Annotated in this window: 14 protein-coding genes; 7 read left to right on the top strand and 7 right to left on the bottom strand. The window is 50.4% G+C overall.

Annotated elements, in window-relative coordinates:
- Positions 1-222: 222 nt before the first annotated feature.
- Positions 223-963, top strand: a complete 741-nt coding sequence (locus SH451x_RS12320) for a hypothetical protein (RefSeq protein ID WP_479362757.1) — start codon at positions 223-225, stop codon at positions 961-963.
- A 130-nt stretch (positions 964-1,093) separates the two neighbouring features.
- Complete coding sequence (locus tag SH451x_RS12315) at positions 1,094-2,284, top strand: BtaA family protein (RefSeq protein ID WP_479362756.1); 1,191 nt, start codon at positions 1,094-1,096, stop codon at positions 2,282-2,284.
- Between the two features lie 7 nt (positions 2,285-2,291).
- Here the strand turns inward: SH451x_RS12315 and SH451x_RS12310 are convergent, their stop codons facing one another.
- From SH451x_RS12310 to SH451x_RS12300, 3 genes are all read right to left on the bottom strand, one after another.
- Positions 2,292-3,749, bottom strand: a complete 1,458-nt coding sequence (locus SH451x_RS12310; RefSeq protein ID WP_479362755.1) for a PepSY-associated TM helix domain-containing protein — start codon at positions 3,747-3,749, stop codon at positions 2,292-2,294.
- A gap of 86 nt (positions 3,750-3,835) precedes the next feature.
- Positions 3,836-4,930, bottom strand: coding sequence for a DUF1559 family PulG-like putative transporter (locus tag SH451x_RS12305; RefSeq protein ID WP_479362754.1), 1,095 nt, complete (start codon positions 4,928-4,930; stop codon positions 3,836-3,838).
- Between the two features lie 403 nt (positions 4,931-5,333).
- The gene (locus SH451x_RS12300) at positions 5,334-5,960 is read right to left on the bottom strand and encodes a hypothetical protein (protein WP_479362753.1); all 627 of its coding nucleotides are present in this window, start codon (positions 5,958-5,960) and stop codon (positions 5,334-5,336) included.
- A gap of 376 nt (positions 5,961-6,336) precedes the next feature.
- Here SH451x_RS12300 and ectB point away from each other — a divergent pair, with 376 nt between their 5' ends.
- The 4 genes from ectB (at position 6,337) to SH451x_RS12280 (ending at position 12,822) form a co-directional block, all read left to right on the top strand.
- A complete protein-coding gene (gene ectB, locus SH451x_RS12295; protein WP_479362752.1) occupies positions 6,337-7,671 on the top strand; it encodes a diaminobutyrate--2-oxoglutarate transaminase in 1,335 nt (444 codons plus the stop codon).
- A gap of 13 nt (positions 7,672-7,684) precedes the next feature.
- The gene (locus SH451x_RS12290; RefSeq protein ID WP_479362751.1) at positions 7,685-10,375 is read left to right on the top strand and encodes a non-ribosomal peptide synthetase; all 2,691 of its coding nucleotides are present in this window, start codon (positions 7,685-7,687) and stop codon (positions 10,373-10,375) included.
- Between the two features lie 5 nt (positions 10,376-10,380).
- A complete protein-coding gene (locus SH451x_RS12285; protein ID WP_479362750.1) occupies positions 10,381-11,307 on the top strand; it encodes an alpha/beta hydrolase in 927 nt (308 codons plus the stop codon).
- A gap of 195 nt (positions 11,308-11,502) precedes the next feature.
- The gene (locus tag SH451x_RS12280) at positions 11,503-12,822 is read left to right on the top strand and encodes a ferredoxin reductase family protein (protein ID WP_479362749.1); all 1,320 of its coding nucleotides are present in this window, start codon (positions 11,503-11,505) and stop codon (positions 12,820-12,822) included.
- Between the two features lie 253 nt (positions 12,823-13,075).
- Here SH451x_RS12280 and SH451x_RS12275 read toward each other — a convergent pair whose 3' ends face one another.
- Complete coding sequence (locus SH451x_RS12275) at positions 13,076-14,959, bottom strand: ferredoxin (RefSeq protein ID WP_479362748.1); 1,884 nt, start codon at positions 14,957-14,959, stop codon at positions 13,076-13,078.
- Positions 14,960-15,265: 306 nt separating this feature from the next.
- Between SH451x_RS12275 and SH451x_RS12270 the strand changes: the two genes are divergently transcribed.
- Complete coding sequence (locus tag SH451x_RS12270; protein ID WP_479362747.1) at positions 15,266-16,516, top strand: tetratricopeptide repeat protein; 1,251 nt, start codon at positions 15,266-15,268, stop codon at positions 16,514-16,516.
- Between the two features lie 29 nt (positions 16,517-16,545).
- Here SH451x_RS12270 and SH451x_RS12265 read toward each other — a convergent pair whose 3' ends face one another.
- The 3 genes from SH451x_RS12265 to SH451x_RS12255 all read right to left on the bottom strand — a co-directional run bounded on the left by SH451x_RS12265 (position 16,546) and on the right by SH451x_RS12255 (position 18,635).
- Positions 16,546-17,217 carry a YMGG-like glycine zipper-containing protein gene (locus tag SH451x_RS12265; protein ID WP_479362746.1) on the bottom strand — a complete coding sequence of 224 codons (672 nt, stop codon included), beginning with the start codon at positions 17,215-17,217 and terminating at the stop codon, positions 16,546-16,548.
- A gap of 192 nt (positions 17,218-17,409) precedes the next feature.
- A complete protein-coding gene (locus SH451x_RS12260) occupies positions 17,410-18,051 on the bottom strand; it encodes a hypothetical protein (RefSeq protein ID WP_479362745.1) in 642 nt (213 codons plus the stop codon).
- On the bottom strand, positions 18,048-18,635 hold the full coding sequence (locus SH451x_RS12255; protein WP_479362744.1) for an RNA polymerase sigma factor: 588 nt from the start codon (positions 18,633-18,635) through the stop codon (positions 18,048-18,050). Before SH451x_RS12255 ends, SH451x_RS12260 begins: the two co-directional genes overlap by 4 nt.
- Between the last annotated feature and the right edge of the window lie 32 nt (positions 18,636-18,667).

The raw sequence follows: 18,667 nt of genomic DNA, 5'->3' as shown, positions 1-18,667 counted from the left end.
TCAAGCTTTCGTCACGGACGCTACGAGAAAGATGGTACGCGAGTCTGCTTGATGAGGGAAATTTAACGTCCGACGTTTTACCATAACGCGAAAAGTATGCTAGTTGGCTGGTATTCGGGCACAAAACTCGCTAGTTTCATAGATAGCGGCTCGACCGCATTTTGTTCGCTATGTCACTCACCACCGAAACATATCGTCGCATCCCTCCGGAGATCCCTTATCATGGAAACTAACGAGTTTAACGATCGCTTACCAGTTGCCGATGCAACGCAGAACGCTTGCTCGGCCCAGACCGGTTGCCAGTGCTGTCGTATTTTGCCGACAGTATGTATTGCAATCGTCACAGTCTCGATCGCGATTGCAGCGTACTTTTATGGTCGCCAGACAGTTTTAACGGCTGATACATCTCATAACTTTGACCTCTCAGCAGCGGTTTTGAATGCAACCGCCACTCATGGTGGCGCAGACATGGCCGTCGCAACAGGCCTGATGGATGAAGACAGTGAAGGCCTCTATACGCTTGATTTCAAGACGGGCGAATTAACTTGCTTTGTCTATTACCCACGGATGCAACGTTTCGGCGGTATGTACAAGACAAATGTCACTCAACAATTGGCAGCGACAAAGAACGCAGAATACTTGATGGTTACAGGCCGTGCTTCAACCCCCAGCACGGGTTCAACTAGCCGCCCAGCCCTCTCGCTCGTTTACGTCGTGGACACTAAATCGGGACAGTTCGCGGCCTATGGCGTTCCACTAAACCGAACAATGGAGAGCAGTGGTCAGCCTCAGGCTGGTTTGCTGGCTTTCGTGCACGGCGGGGAAATTAGGCCACCTTCAGCTGGCGGCGGCAGGCGGACCCTGCCACCTGCTGGCGGAGTTCCTGCAGGAGCGGCAGAACCTGCACCTGGCGCTCCCGGTGCAGCTCCACCAGAGGATCCTCGAAAACGTCGCCAACCTTAACATATTAAGTTCGTGCGCTGGGATTCCCAGCCAGCGAGAATTGTAGAAACTATCCAGCCGCGTTGGATTGCGATAAGTCGCATGCCAAAGCGGCTTTTTTTATTTTGATGGCAATCGGGTAAGCTGGAAAATGTCATTTCAGGATTGGGTGAGTGGTCGCGTCTTTAAGTTGGTGCATGGCAACAACTTGGTCTACAACACCTGTTGGGAAGATCCGCGTCTTGACCGCGAAGCGATGCAGTTGACTAGCGAGGATAAAGTCCTGGTCATCACATCGGCGGGTTGCAATGCGCTCGATTATGCGTTGGCTGGTCCGGCGGAAGTCCATGCGGTTGATATGAACCCGCGGCAAAACGCTCTGTTGGAACTAAAGATCGCTGCAGCGAAAGCGCTCGAATACGAGGACTACTTCCAAATGTTTGGACGTGGAACGTTGGTGGGAGTTGAAGGTGTATACGCGGCCAAACTTCGTCCGCATCTGCGAGAATGGGCTCGCAAGTATTGGGATCGTTGGATCCGATTCTTTGACAATCCTAAGCGATCATTTTACTTCCGAGGGACAAGCGGCGCGTTCGCTCGTGGAATCAGCGTCTATATCGACCGAGTCGCCCGCATTCGTACCGAAGTTATGGAACTTCTTGAGTGCGAAACACAAGCTGAACAGGCGGTCATCTACAGCAAAATTTATAGCAAGATGTGGTCGAAGACTCTCAAGTTCGCCATGAATCGCGACACAACACTGAGTATGCTCGGAGTGCCAAAAGCTCAGCGCCGTCAAATCGATTCACAGTATCCTGGCGGCATCGTCCAATTTATTCAAGACGCTATGGAAGCCGTTTTCGCAAAACTTCCGATCAAAGACAATTACTTTTGGCGAGTCTACATCACTGGGCAATACACGGACACCTGCTTGCCAGAATATCTCAAGCCCGAATCGTGGCAACGTTTTCGAGACGGACTTTCCGATAAAGTTTTCATCCACACGGACAGCGTGCAAGGATTTCTCGAAAAGTACGAGGGGCAAATTTCTCGATTCGTTCTATTGGATCACATGGATTGGTTGAGTGATCACTTTTTTCCACTTCTGGAAAGCGAATGGCAAGCAATTATTGAGCGTGCAACGCCCAACGCTCGAATACTCTGGCGTAGCGGAGGGTTACGAACTGATTTTATCGACGATGTTACCGTGACGATCAACAACGAAGCTGTGGCACTTCCCGAATTACTGCAGTACAATCCAGAACTCTCGAGCAAGCTTCATGAGCTTGATCGAGTTCATACATACGGTTCGTTTTACGTTGCCGATTTAAAGCAGACTTAGTTAGCGGTTAATCGTCGGCGTTTTCTGCATCTGCTGACTTGATTGCACGTTGCCCTCCAAACGCCAGTGTGAGTGTTTGATCGACTATGACTACCGCAACCAAGCTTATGCCAAAGAGCGGTAAGCAGATCGCAAGTACCACGACGGTTAGTAGTACAAAAATCGAGCGTGCCCGGCTGAGCGACAATCGCGGCGGTTCGGCTGACGGGGCCGGCGCTTTCAAGATGCCATACCCATGGCGACGCTTCCACCAGAGCAGAATACTGCTTAAGCTCAACATGACCAGCCCGCCCGTGGCGACTAAGGCGAGAAACTGGTTAAACCAGCCGAAACGTTGCCCTTCGTGAATCGCTATGCCTTGACCAACCATTTGGTCTACCCAATGACGATCAGCAAACGTCGTATGGCTAACGACTGTCTTCAATTGCGCGTCGATGGTGATTGACTCTCTGTATGGACGGTTTGGCGTCTCGGATTGCACGTTCCAAATGGATGTTCCGTTGCTGGGCGGGCGAACCATGACCGGTGGTGCCATGTTTAGCGACGATGCAATTGCCACAACGTCATCAATTTCAGAAAGCTGATATGTCTTTGGATCAGGCGGTGGTGATCGCCACGGTCCGCCACTTGACACTGGCCTACTTCTGCTCCGGGCTGCGTTTGCGTTATGCACGGCGTGCTTATCGCCGTGCTGCTCATGTCCGCTTTCCCAATCTTGTTTAACTACCGCCGTTCCCGTCCACTGCCGGATAGATTTGAAATAGTCCCCCCAGAACGTGGCCCAAGGCAAACCAGTTACTATTAAGAAAACGATAAGCCCTGACGTCCAAAAGCCACCTACACCATGCAAGTCGCGCCAGAATAAACGGTCCTTGGAAAGTAACCGCGGATAAAGCACCCCGCCCCAGCGACGATGATTCTTTGGCCACCACAGAGCTAGCCCGGTAACAACCAGCACCAGCGTCCAACAGGCGGCCAATTCTACAAGATAGGAACCACGCTTTCCCAACAGAAGTTCGCCATGAATCTTCTTGGCTATATTCACCACGGTATCCTTTTCAACCACCTGCCCCAGTGCTACCCGACTAAGCGGATCAACGTAGACTGTGATCGAATCCTTGTTACTCCGCACTATGACTTTAGTTGCCGCTAGTGGCGATTCATTGTCCGTCCGCGTCGGTGGAAGCACCAATGCTTCAAATTTCCCATTAGGAATCTCAGCGACGGCACTTTCGATTTGGTCTCTAACAGGGAATTGCTCCTGGGGAGTCAATACTTGCACCCGTGAACGGTAAACACTGTCTTGCCAGCCTTCGAGCTGTGGCTTGAATAGATAGATGCTTCCCGTCACGGCCAAGATTAGCACAAAAGGTATAGCGAACACACCTGCATAAAAGTGCCAACGCCAGACTGTACGAAAGTCAGGCCAGGTTGCAGCAGGTTGTTTATTTGAATGACTTTGCATATTAATCCACCCATTGCCGTCGGCGTTGTTGAAGTTCGCGACGGCAAGTAAAAAACGATTTACAAATTAGACTGGACACCACAGATTTAGAATTGACCTACGGTGTCTCCACCGTTGGTGCTGTGAAGATCGCGATGCACTTCAGGATCCATTGCTTCGCTGAGCAATTGGCAGGAACCATCGGCGAGCACGACATAAGCTCCGCCGGTATGGAAGCTGCGAGGTCCGAAGTAGCCCGTCCAGTGTGTGACTACGTCTGGCGTGCGACTGTTGGGTGGAAGATATCCATTTGTCATAGAATTTATTGCACCGCTGAAAGCCCACGAGGCACCTCGACCGCGCAATGCCGGACTCATGCCGCCACGCCAATTGGTAAAAGCCTTCCAAAACGCGTCAACGTCTGCATCCGAGATCATTCCGTATGGATTGACATAACCCGACCATGGCGCCGCCGACGGTGGCATTCCTGGCGAATTCCCCAGTTCCGATTTGACTCCGGTGGAACCATTTAAAGTCATCGTGTAGGGAAAACGCGGTAGATCGCCAGCTGCAATCGTTCGGTCGACTCCTTCGCTGCGCACGGCTTCACTCATCAGGACCGTTTGCGACAAGCCATCCGTAATCCGGCTGAGCGTAACAGCATGAGGTTCGAAAAATGGGCCGTCAGTCTGCCAGCGGAAATCGTAGTTAGTTTTACGACCGCTTCCGTAACTGGCCATGTAGTTAAGTCCACCATACTTCTGAATCCCTTGGCTCGTTTCTACTCTCGTTATTGGAGAAGTGGGGTCGCTGGGGCAAAGAAATATTTCGATTTGTTTGGCAAACTCGGAAGCTAGTTCCGGCGCGGGAATCTTCTCTCGGAAGCTTCCTGTAAACGCAGGTTTGTCGAATTGGAAGAAACGATAAATGTTGGTCTGTTCGACAAACGGAAGTATCCTAGCTTGGACGGAGTAGTCTGAATCTAACTGTCCAGCTCGGGGTAGTTCTTTGTACGTCGATTCATAATTCAGCATGGCGATTCCCAATTGCCGAATATGACTTCCGCAATTCATTCGCCGCGCCGCTTCGCGGGCCTGTTGAATCGCTGGTAAGAGCAATCCCGCAAGAATTCCGATGATCGCAATCACAACCATCAGTTCGACGAGAGTAAACCCTGATCGAATACGATGATTGCGGGTCATTGTTCCGAGACTACGATGCCTGCAGGCGACGACAAAATGGATGTCAGATATTTGATGGTTATTCGAGTTATACGTTGGTAATACTTGCTCTCGCTGGCTCGATGAGCGTCTGAAAAATAGATGTATGTTCATTTCCTGTAGATCTTTTAAAAGCAATATGCGCGAAAGTCTAGGACGCGCAGCAGATGCAACACGTCTCTAAACTCCAAGTTACACTCGGAGTTCACCGATAGATTGAGATGTACGTGACACGCAAGCGTCTCACGAATACGCACAGATTGGAGATGATGCTAACGTTGCGAAGAGACCTAACGCATCGATACTGCGCGCGTGCAACTATACAGCTCGCGCGCATCGATGTGAGCATCGCATGACGAAGTAGACATCCACCATAACCTGCCACTTAGCAAGTTCGCGGCGGCGGGACGTCTACGGATAGAGTTGGCGAAACGATAGCTTCCACCAGCAAGCTCAGTTTGCTAGTGAGTCTTTCGCCTAAGATCAAGAGTTTGTCTGGACACACGACAATGGCACTGTGTAACGGCGAATAGTCTGTCGTATTACCACGGCAGTTGAGCGATTCGTATACCAGCACAAGTTCTGTATCTTTTGTCGACTGCGATGGCGCAATCGTGCAATTTCGGTTCTTCCGCTCGCAGCACGCGGTTGCTTCAGACTTGGCAACAGGATGCGATGCACAGCAGGACTTAACAGCTACAGGTTTCGTTTGCTTAACAGCCGCCAACGTAGCCGAACTGAATTTGAAATAGTCTGGAGGTTTGACACCGTGTTCTTTTGCCCACTGGAGCCTCTCGACCTCTGTAAAACAGCAACAGTTTGTCCAGCACTGCTCCGCATTAACACAGCCACACGCACAGTTCTGGCATGGAAAAGGCTCTGAAAGATCCTTGACCAGACGCACTATAGGCAGTGGTATTGGCAAAATCGATGGCAGCAGACAGACCAGTAGCGCTAGCGTTACCGCTTTGCGATAGATGTCACGTCTAACTGGAATTGCTTGCCGCCACATATTGGGTTCGACTTGATATGTCTGCTGAAATGTAAAAACAACAGCCCTTATGCAGTAAGTCTAGCAGCGAACCCGCAAAGACCAAGATCTGCCTTCAGCACATTTGTGTAGCGAATCGTCGCAAGCAACGAGCAAAACCTGCCGCGAAGGCGACCAGGATTTTCCCAGCAAAATCGTATAGCCAACCGCACGTTCAAGAATGCGGCATTCCGCTTCGCTCAGTTAGAGAATTTTCCACAATAGCGTCTCGACCGCTACAAACGGAACCGTCAGAAGAAATAACACATTTCGATTCAACACCCGTCCGGTCACGCTCGCCGAGATGAACCTAGATTAGCGGCAAAGGTAGTTCCGTAAATCAGGAAAACGCAAAGCTATGACACTCCGAACAATCGAACGTATGGAGTCGAACATTCGCGGATATGTTCGATCGTTTCCCACCATTTTCGACACCGCGCAGGGAAGCTGGCTTACCGATCAAAATGGCCGAAGGTATCTCGACTTTTTCGCAGGTGCCGGAACACTCAACTATGGCCATAACAACCCATTAGCCAAGTCTGCTCTTTTGACTTACCTCGCTCGCGATGGCGTGTTACATGGCCTAGATACTGCTACAGTCGCGAAAGTCGAACTTCTTGAAACTATCGATGCAGTACTGCTTAAGCCACGCCAGCTAGACTACAAAGTACAGTTTACCGGTCCAACAGGTACGAATGCGGTAGAAGCTGCGATCAAACTAGCAAGAAAAGCCAAACAGCGCTCCCACATCGTTGCGTTCACAAACGCCTATCATGGTCATTCTCTCGGCTCGCTCGCTTTAACTGGTAACCAGTATTATCACGACGAATGCTATGGCTCGCATAACAACGTTTCGCACCTGCCCTTCGATGGCTATCTCGGGGAATTAGATACATCCATTTTATTGGATAAAATGCTGAGCGATCCGAGCAGTGGACTGCCGCTTCCGGCCGCTGTAATCCTTGAAACGGTCCAAGGCGAGGGCGGGATTAATGTTGCCAGCCATCGTTGGTTAAACAACATCGCTGATATTTGCAAACGCCACGATGTGCTGCTCATAGTCGACGATATTCAAGTCGGTAACGGACGGACAGGCAAATTTTTCTCTTTTGAACATTCAGGTATTCAGCCGGACATTGTCTGCCTTTCGAAATCTTTTGGCGGCGGTCTTCCTCTATCTCTCTTGCTCATCCGCAGCGATTGTGATATTTGGCAACCAGGACAACATACGGGAACATTTCGTGGAAACAATCTTGCCTTCGTAGCAGCAACAGCACTGCTCAACTATTGGCGAGATGATCGACTGGCCGGCCAAGTTATGGACCATGAAGCGGCACTTATCCAGGCTCTTTCCAAGCTGAAAGAGCGTGAATCGCAAAACGTTACAGCGATCCGCGGACGGGGCATGATCTGGGGAATCGAATTCACCGTCGCGGAACATGCAGGACTCGTTTGCCGTGAAGCGTTCAAGCGAGGGTTGATGATTGAAACATCCGGTGCGCAGGATCAGGTCGTCAAACTGCTACCACCTTTAACTACCAGTACCGAAGACCTCACCTTGGGACTTTCAATATTAAACGACTCTATCGCGCAGGTCGTAGCAGCAGTCGAACCTCCATTGTGCGTTGTCCCAACTTTTGAAGCCGACGCCACTTTCGCCTCGACGTCTTTCCCAACGCTCACCGTCAACTAACGGTTTTTGATTAATGACAATGTCAAGTTGCAGCACTGACGAATTGCCCGGGCTGAGCCAACTCGAAACGTTCGCTTCGAGTTTTGAACGGCAAGTTGAAAAAAATCCTAATCAAATTGCGATTGAATTCGAAGGCACTTCGTGGACATACTGCGAAGTGAACAGCCAAGCAAATCGAATCGCGGCGCAGCTTGTTGAAAGAGGATTTCAACGAGAAGATCGAATCGGAATCTGCATGGATCGTTCCACTGCGGCGATCGTTTCTATGTTGGGGATTCTCAAATCAGGTTGTGCGTTTGTCCCGCTCGATCCCGAATTCCCCACCGATCGTCTCGAATTTATTGTCCGCGACGCGGATATCAAACTGATCCTCTGCGATCCTCAGTACCGCTCGCTTTACAAATTTCGCGACTCTGACTCGATCGAGTTTGTTCATACGCACACTGCGATGGAATGGAAAGGGAGTTCATCCAATCTGGAAATTGACATCCCATCAAATTCACTCGCTTACGTGATGTATACGTCGGGTTCAACTGGCAAACCGAAAGGAGTTCAAATCGAACATCGTTCGCTCACTACGTACTGCCTGGCTGATATTGAGGTTTATCAACTCGTTCCAGAAGATCGAACACTCCAATTCTCCACGCTGAATTTTGACATCGCGATCGAAGAGATCTTTCCACCTCTGATGGTCGGAAGCACTATCGTGGTTAGGCCACGTAGTAGGGCGCAATCGCAAAACGAACTGTCTGACCTAATCGAGTCGCACCAGATCTCCGCACTGCATATCGCTACGGCTTATTGGAACGAGTGGGTCGATTTAATGTTGGCATCAAAGGCTACGGTGCCGCAATGCCTTCGACTCGCGATTGCGACGGGCGAAAAGATTTCTGTCGAACATCACCGGCGCTGGAAGAGCCTCTGCACACAGAATGTACTCTGGTGCAACGCGTATGGACCAACGGAAACCACCGTGACATGTACCGTGTTCATTCCAGAACAGCATTGGGACGGAGATCAGATGCCGATTGGTAAACCCCTACCAGGCTATACTGCGTACATTTTAGATGATTCGCATGCGAAAGTTGGCGACGGGCAGACAGGCAATCTTTGGATCGGCGGAGAAGCTGTGGCGCGAGGCTATTTGAACCGCCCAGAACTCAATGCGAAGGCTTTTGTCGATGTTCGGCTTGAAGGAGACAGCCATCCGACAAGGCTCTATCGAACAGGCGATCTTGCCAGATGGCTTCCATCGGGCGACATTGAATTTTCCGGCCGCATCGACCATCAAATGAAGATCGGCTCGTATCGAATAGAACCGGGCGAGATAGAAGCAGTGCTCGTTCTGTTTGGCAGTGTGCGAGAATCTTTGGTGATCTGTCCAGAAACAGATGGGCAAAAATATCTCGCGGCCTACGTTGTGTTAAACGATCCGACTGTAACTGCTTACGATATCGCGTCTTTCCTGCGCCAGCGGTTACCCGTCTACATGGTGCCCTCGCGATATACTTTCCTCGAGAGCTTTCCAAAAACTATCAATGGAAAAATTGATCGACGCGCACTCCCCCCACCAGAGCTCGGAGCCGTGCCGCGAAAGGACGAATTCACAGCAGCGCAGTCTGAGCTGGAACGAGAACTTGCGGCTATCTGGTCGAACGTTCTGAAGATTCCCCAAATAGGTCGCGATGATGATTTTTTTCAACTCGGCGGCAGCTCGTTGCTCGTGACGCGTGTCTTGGCCCAGATCATGGGGAAACTGCAAAGAAAGATTCCCGTGCGTGACTTCTTTGCAAATCCGACCATCGCGACACTCAGTAGGCATCTGTCCGCAACTAACGCCGCAACATCATTGCAAAAATGCGCCGATCCCACAGTCGAGCAGCAAAGCGCCGCCTTGCGAAGTCGGCTGCCGCGAATTCAGTGCGTAACAATTCAAAGTAAGCCACATTCGCTTGCTGGCGTACTCTACCCTGCTTTTCCTCAAGAGGAAGAAGGTTTCCGCAACCACGCCGTTCTGCTTTGCAACGCTTACGGCCACGAACACGAGCGAGCATTCCGCAACCTGCAACAACTGGCAGTCATGCTTTCCCAGTCGGGGTTCGACGTTTTACGTTTCGACTACACAGGCACCGGGAATTCTGCAGGCAGCGCTACCGAACTCAATATAGCTCAGTGGCAGCGTGATGTTAAAGAGGCCATCCGCCTACTACGTCAACCGAACGCAATTGACGGGCGAACCGCGTCAGAGGTTTCCGTGGTTGGCATCCGAATCGGCGCAGCTCTCGCGGCGACGACCGCCATTGACGGCATCAGACATGCAATACTTTGGGATCCGGTTTGCGACGGCAAACGCTACCTAGAATCACTCCGAACATTTCACTCGTATGAGCTGGCAAGCTTAACACGCTATTCGATAAAAAGGAGTGCCGCATCAGGACAGTTGATCGGCTACCCATTTCCTCTGCAACTCCAGACGGAACTAGACTCTCTGAACTTGAACGATTCAGTTGCTGTCCTGGCCGACAATCGATGGGTTGTGACCAGTAAAGACTACCAAGTCGTTGCCCCCGGAGCAACTTGCATGGAAGGTTGGCAACAGCTCAATTGTGACGACGAGCTTTATTGGGATAAACATCAGTACATGCAAAGTGCATTTTCTTCGCGGCACGCATACCAACTTATTCATTCGATTTTGACCAAGTAAATTTTATGAACGAAACGCCTCACGTTTTTGGCCAACACGAAAACCTTTACGGTGTTCACTGTGGCGTAGCGTCAAATGTCGGACAGGGCGATTCCCGCCAGACGAAACCCGTAGTGCTCATGCTGACCGCGGGTATGCTTAGCAGCGCTGGTCCGATGAGACTGCATGTTCATTTAGCTAGATCGCTTGCAGAGGCAGGGATACCTTCGTTCCGCTTTGACCTGTCAGGGATTGGCGAAAGCTTGCCGGTCGCTAGTCAAGGTACGTCGCTTCAGCGTTCGTCACATGAAGTCAATCAAGCGATTAACTTGTTAGCCCGCGAGTATGGCTACGGAAAGTTCATGCTGTTCGGTTTATGCTCCGGCGCAGACGACGCTATCGAAGCCGCATTGCAGAATGAACGAATTACTGCAGTTGCATTGATGGACGGTTTAGGCTATCGAACCGGCAGATACTATCTGTCGGCCTTCAGGCGAAAATACATACCGAAGATCTTGAGCTTGAACAAATGGAAAGAATTGTTGGTCAACAAATTTTGGAACCGCAAAGAGACATCGTTAACCATGCCTCTAGGTTCCGATATACGTGAGTTTCCGGCTCGAGATGAAGCTTTTGAGTCGATCGGGAAGCTGGCCGATCAAAACGTACAGCTCAAGTTCGTTTACACTGGCGGAGTAATGGACTACTACAGCTATGCTCACCAATTCTATGACGTCTTTCCCGAACTACAATCGCGAGAAGAGATTTCAGTCGAGTACTATCCTCAAATGGACCATGTGCTCATGCTGAACGAAGATCGATCGGAAATCGTTCAGAGACTAACTCAGTGGTATGTCGAGCAGGCCGGGAAAACAGCCGAACATTCCCCTACACAAGCAAAAGACTCTTGGCCCAACTTTCAACGACTTGAAAATGTGCTGACCAACGCTTGATGTCGCTATTTAGCGTACAAACTGAGCGGACGGGTAGATTGATAACGCTTACCCGTCACCGCCAAGCTGACTGACTTCCCGCGCACACCTAATTTTTGGTCGTGACGACTTTAAAAAGTTGTGTCGGTACGTTTTCTGCAACTGTCCATCGAATCAGTCGTTTAACTCAGCCAGTTCTTTGGAAAGAATCTATTGATGCTCCGCGCTGTATTCAGCAGTATTGCATGGTTAGCAGTATTTTGTGGCGCCATCATCTTTCCGACGTTGTTATTTCTGAGCGGCGATACGCCGCCAGGCCGTCCGTTTTGGATTGAATTCGGTGTCATGTTGGGCTTTGCAATGCTCATGACACTTTCCATACAGTTCCTGCTGACTTCAAGGTTTCGCCGAATTGGAAAGCCGTTTGGAACCGACACCGTCTTACAGTTCCACCGTTACCTCGGCATTCTCCTGCTATTCTTTTTGCTAGGGCATCCCCTAGTGCTCATTTTTACGGAGCCCAAGTATCTCGAGTATTTCGATCCTCGAGTGAACTTTCTGCGGGCGATTTTCCTCATTATGGCAACGATCGCAATCATACTATTGGTCGTTTTGTCGCTTTGGCGGAAAAAGATCAAGCTTGGATACGAGTGGTGGCGAATAACGCATGCGCTGCTTGCGACCGGGGTAGTAGTTGTCGGTATGGCACACTCATGGCAAGTCGAACACTACGTCCAAGGTTTGGCAAAACGCATACTCTTGATCACTATCGGTGGTGGCGCAATTCTTACGCTTGCCTATGTGCGGCTGTGGCGTCCACTTCAAATGCGAAAGCGGGCTTACAGAATCGTAGAGATACGCAATGAACTGGGCGACTCTAGTACCATTGCCGTAGAACCGGTCGGCCATCGAGGTATAACGTTCAGAAGCGGCCAGTACGCTTGGATGACGCTGGGCGATTCACCATTCAAGCTTCAACAGAATCCCTACTCATTCTCCTCAAGTGCGTTAGATGCGCCGGAGAAAGTTGAATTCACAGCCAAAGTGCTCGGCGATTTCAGCGAAAAGCTTGTCAACGCAGCTGTTGGCGACACCGTCTATCTTGAAGGCCCCTATGGTCTATTTTGTCTAGATGACGAATCGCCTGGTGCAATCTTCATCATGGGAGGCATCGGGATTACGCCCGCAATGAGTATTCTGCGCACCCTGCGTGATCGAAACGATCCACGCCCACTGATATTGATTTATGGTAACACGTGCGCAGCCGAAATTGCGTTTCGTTCGGAACTGGAAGAGCTCGAAAGGTTGCTGAATCTTCAAATCATCCATGTTTTGAACGAAGCTGATGGTGACTGGCAAGGTGAGCGTGGCTATATCGATCGAGATCTACTTGAACGGAATCTGCCTGCCGAAACCAGAAGTTTCAGTGTCTTCATCTGTGGGCCTGAACCAATGATGGATAGTGCAGAAGACGGCGTGTTGGCATTGAATTTCGGTCTGCATCAGATACGGGCCGAACGATTTGACATGGTCTAGTATTTGACCTCGTCAGGAAACTCTATTCTCGCAACGAGCTTACCGCAAACTGATTCAAAAGACGAAGAAAGCGGAACTTATGATTCCAAGCCAAAAAGTTACGAAACGACTAATCGAAGGATGTCTTTTGGTCGTTGTTATGTGCCTTGCAATCCTCGCTTGGTATCGCTCTGGTGGCTTATGAAACAAAAAAACGCACGCCAAATCTCACGATCGGCGTGCGTTCAGTTTTTTCTTGCTGCAAGCTCAAACGCTAGTTACAGCATTGTTGAGGAGCAACATTTAATCGCGAAGTCGCTCCACATCCACAACCGGCGACGACACTGGTGTCGTAACCGCCGACGCTATAGCTAGCGGAACCTACTGAAGTCGAGTAGCCACCGGTCGAAGCGGAAGTAGATGCACATGGAGAATAGGTATACGGTACGAGCTTTGGCACCATACGACAAACTTGAACTTGAACTTCACGAGTTGTCGGCATCTGCACTTGAGCTTGATATTCTTCAACAACTTGCTCTGCAACTTGTTCGTAGCGAGTATCTTCGTAAGGCTCAACAACTTGCTCTGGCACCTGCACCGTAAACGAAATTTCTTTGGTGCGAGTTTCGCTGCGATACGAGACGTACGGATACGTTTCGGTCTTCGTTTGCGTTTCGTAGCTCATTGCACGGCGAGTTCGCGTGCGAGTTTCGTCGCGGTAAGTCACCGACTTACGTGTACGAGTCCGTGTTTCGTTAACATAGTCCACTACCTTGCGTGTACCAGTCCGAGTTTCCGGACGATAAACGATATAAGTGCACTCGTAAGGAACTTGTTCGCTTTGTTGCTCGTAAACAGTGTAAGTGATCTCTTCGCTCTGCATTTGAGACGTTACGACAGGCACTTCTTCAGTGACTACGTTCGGCACCCAAACACGACGCGATGCAGCCTGAACTCCGCAATTTGCAGCCGGTGCATACGATACACCTTGTCCAGCAAACGACGAGCTTCCGCAGCCCAAGGAGCTTCCGCAACCACTGACCATAGCGGAACTACCGCAACCACAACCGGTCGCAACGGACGTTCCGCAGCCACAGTTGCGAGCGACAGCGGCGCCACAACCTGATGAACATCCGACACTCGACGAAGCATACGCGGTCGTGCTTCCACAACCACAGGCGCTACCGCTCGTATAGGATGGTCCACCGACCGTTCCGTTATAAGTAGAAACCGGCGCCGAGATCGGTGCGACTTCTTCAACTACCAACTCCCAATGCCCATAATCCTTCGTCACAGTCTGTGAGGAGTAAACAGGTACCGCTCGCTGAACAACGCGTGTCTTCGTCACTGGAACAGCATTAGTAACCGTTTGGACTTTGGTCTGCTTCTCTGTTTGAGGAATATAGACAGTATAGGTGAACTCTTGATCGCGTAGCGTTGCAACACGAACAGTGTATTCTTCTGGCACTTCGACAACTTCAGGAACCTTGACCGTGTAGTTCTCACTGACTTCGTTCCAAACCGGAACGCTCACAGTCAAGTCAACAGTCTTTTCGTTCGTTTCTGGAACTAGCACAGTGTATTCAACTGTCTGAGTTTCGGTCTTGGGCGTCATTACCGTACGCGTTCGGTAGTTTTGCGTCTTGACTGGAACTGTCTTGTAAACAGTCTTTGTTCGGTAACGCGTTTCGGTCTGCGTTTCAGTCGCAGGCTGAGCCACGGTTTCAGTGACGAATTGTGATTCCATAACCACGCGATAGCCCGTCACAGGTTCACAAATAGATTGCGTTGCGGGGATCGCTTGGGCTTGCGGGACGTAGCCACCGTCGGCTGTTATTGCGCCGGAGCCGTAGTAGTTGGATACCGTCGGAGCAGCTTGCAGGCTGTATTCAATCGCTGGCGCAGCATACTGTACTACGGGTGCAGAATAAGCCACGGCAGGAGCGTAGTTCATGGCTGGGCCATATCCACAGGCAGCCGCCGGTGAAACGGCGGCAACGCCGTACCCACCTCCGCGATGGTGGCCGAACAATCGACCATGACGCCCCGCTGGCTGGCATGGATCAGAGCAACCGCCGCAAAAGTGCCCCGCAACGGCTAGCTGGGACAATCCCAGAGCCATTGGCACTACGGCTGCAAAAATTCGAGTTAGCTTCATCAAGACGATCTCCAAGAAGAACAATAATTGTCGACCCACATTGCCATGGGTGTACATGTACAGAATATACCGGTTGCGCAAGATATTAGTCCTAGACTGTCTATTTGCAACGGCCGCCATGGATGTCTAAGACATAAAACAACGAAAAATTGCTCGCAAAACTCGTTCGCTCAAAAATCGTGCGTGGTCGAAAGTCTGTAAAGCAACTAAATTGGGTTTAGGACGACAGCAGGCAGACAAAAATCCTAAAAAGGCCTGTTGATTTGCCCAAACACAACCGAACAAAGCTTGGCTTTCTTTTCAACCATGGCTCCCAGTTTGAAGTATCTCCGCATTGCACTTGCCGCCGCTACACTCACCTTCGCAGTGCCATTAGCTGGACAGGAACCCGCTGCATTTCCACCCCGCGTATCGCGTGTCCAAATGAAGTTGGTTGTAGATGGCGAGGTCGTCGATGTCATTGAAAAAGGCGACCTGCTGACCGTACTGGAAGAACGTGAGGAAAATTTTCTAGTCCGCACCTTCAATGGCCGCAAAGGCGTCGTTGCCAAAGCTAACGCAGTTGCAATTCCCGAGTCAGCAGATATCTACTCAGAACTAATTACCGACCGGTCGGACGATGGTCGACTCTACACCCTGCGAGCCGGTGCGTATTGGGAACAGGGCAAACAAACAGAGGCTCTAGCCGATTTTAATCGAGCTATCGAACTTGGTTACACTCAAGCTCACGCATATGTTTCGCGAGCTCTTTTTAATGCAGCGATTGGAGAATACGAAAAAGCAGTCGAAGATTACACAGTTGCAATCGAGAAAGAGCCTGACGTCGTATCGCATTACGTGAACCGCGCTGCTGTTTACATGTCGATGTCAAATTTTGCAAAGGCTGTTGAGGACTACAACCAAGCAATCAAACTGGCTGCTGAAAACCCTTCACTTTATCAACAGCGAGCAGTCGCACATAAAGCAAAACTGGACCTGAAAGCGAGCGTTACTGATTTTTCCAAGGCAATCGACTTGGACGGGAAACATATTCCGTCGATCATGGGACGCGGATTCGTATACTTTCAAATGAGCGATCATAAGGCAGCCATTGCCGACTTCGCAAAAGTAATTGAACTGAACCCTCAAGCGGCGGTAGCATTTAACAATCGCGGTTACAACTTACAACAAATTGGCCAGGAGTCAGAAGCATTAGCCGATTTTGACAAAGCGATCGAACTTGCACCAGAGTATGGACTTGCACATCAAAACCGTGCATGGATCCTGATTACTGCCAAAGACGCTAGTTTGCTCGACAAATCGGCAGCACTTACGTCCGCGTCAAAGGCTTGCGAACTATCTGAATACCAAAATCCAGGTGACCTCGCGGCGTTGGCCGCTGCAGAAGCCGCCAACGAAGAGTTTGCGAAAGCGATCGGCTTACAAGAAAAAGTCGTCGCAATGGTCGGCGATGAACAGAAACCGTTTGCGGCCGCGATCCTAGATCTCTACAAGAACGAAAAACCGTACGATGCAGCAGCCGCGTTGGAAAAGGTAACAGCTGCCGCAAACAAGTGACATCTGTCTAACACTCTTCGTTGCCGAACTTAGAAGCCGCGGCGATATTGGTAATGATAAGGGTGCGCGCTGCGGTAGTAAACCGGACGCGGTGCATACATTGGTTGGTGAACGATGACCGGCTGCTCTTGGACAATCACTGGCGATGGTGAAGAATAGGTCGTCACCGTGTTGGTGTTGATTGAGCCTAGGTTCTGCATGGCAGCGATAACCACATCGCTGACCCCTTGCTGGTGCATCAACAGCACTTCATTCACTTCTGGACGCGATTGAATTCCGTTAGACTGAATCTGGTTAATGATAACGCCATCGTTGACACCGCTACGTGAAAGTGTGATCACATCAGCAATCGTTACGGGCTTGCGACCAACAACGGTCGTGGTTGTCGTCGAAGGATAGTACGTCACAGGTTGTTGAACAGTAGACCGATAAACGGGAGGCTGCTGATAATACGACTGTTGCTGGCGGTCTTTTGTGTGTCCAAGAACGCCACCGGTAACCGCTCCTACAGCGCCACCGATCAGAACACCCTCGATCGCCTCGTCATTTTGATGACCAACGATTCCTCCGATTACCGCACCCGCAACTCCGCCGAGCGTGGCACCGTTCTGCGTTCGGGACTGAGCATGAGCGTGTGCCGCAAGCGAACTTACAAGGCATATTGCCGACAATGTGAAACGAAGTGATATAAAAGTACGCATCCATGCAACTCCGAAACCGCAGAAACCAAAGCCAAGGAAGATCCACGTCATTTTTTAGCAATCGGCGTTCGGCACGTCGAGACTACATCTCCACATTGCTTTTGGCAGACCTTTATGGCAACCGATCTCAAGATTTTTTAGCATGCAAATCAACGGCAGTTTGCAGCGCACTTACCTCGTCGACAAATGCGACTATTCCGTCGAACTCGCCTGCTTCTCAACTTGATGTGTTATTTCCATCAGAACGCTACTGAAGATAGCTTGCGCCTGTTCCAATTGATCTTTCGATTCGCGAAGTATGATCCGTGGTTGCTCCACACTGACGCCTTGTGCATTTTCAATCACGGCCAACGACAACCGATCGGCGCAAGATGCGAGCTGCCCGATTACGTAACGTCCTGCATTTGCCGACGCGTTCAAGGATTCCAGTTCGGATTGCTGCGCCGTCTGTCTCGCACCTTCCAGAACTGGAGTCAGAACCACCGCCTTGTTATGGTTTTTCGAAGGCCAAAAGGCGACTACGCACAATAAAACGGAAGCAGAAATTGCCCACGGCACTACTCGCTTGCCAACAACTTCCCTCTTTGAAGCTATCTGTAGTGAAGAGTCCGCGTGCTGTGCTTGGCTGAAAATAGCCGCCGAAAGCTCCGGCACGAATTCCGCCTGTGCATGAGATCCTTGGCGGCGGCCAATCTTGTCTTCAAGCAACATACAGGCGTGGTAGAATCGAGCTATTTTTTGATCCGATTCGATCTTACGAAGCACCCACCGTGGCAACGGTCGCCCTGAATCCAGCGACGAACTGATAATCCATTTTGCGAGTAATGTTTTCATGGCCGGTTAGCATCTTTTTGAGGACGAAACTCCGACAAGTACGGTTCAAGTGTGTTCCGCGATCGATACAGTTGCACCCTAACACTCATGGCCGTCCGATTCAAGACGTTGGCTATCTCCTTTATGGTAAGGCCTTCACCATACCTCAACCACAAGGCGGAGAACTGATCGCAACTAAGCGTTTTGCGGGCGATACGCCAAATTTTATCCGCATCCTCTTCGTCAAAAGGTTGTTCGGAAGTTGGCGTTGCAAATTCACTGATGCTATCCGCCAACACCAGCTTTTCGGCTCTTCTTGCCCTACGGCAATAGTCCGTCGCAGTGCGCGTTGCAATTGTGTAAAGCCATGTCGTAAACTGAAATCGTTGGTCAAACGAATGTAGGTTTTGCCACGCTTTCGTCATCGACTCTTGAACAACATCGTCTGGATCGACGTTAAATCCTAAGAGTCGCTTTTCGAGAAACCGCAAAAGACGAGGTTGATAACGCAGAAATAATTCGCCGAAGGCTCGGTCACAGCCAGCTTGTGATTGCTCCACAAGCTGGCTGGTTGAACTCGTCGAATGAATCTTTTCGGTCAACATAGATTAGTGAGGTAGCCCAATTAGCGACTGAC

This window comes from Njordella aestuarii (assembly GCF_056494165.1).
The sequence above is the reverse complement of the archived record's forward strand: the minus strand, read 5'-3'. Positions and strand labels throughout refer to the sequence as shown.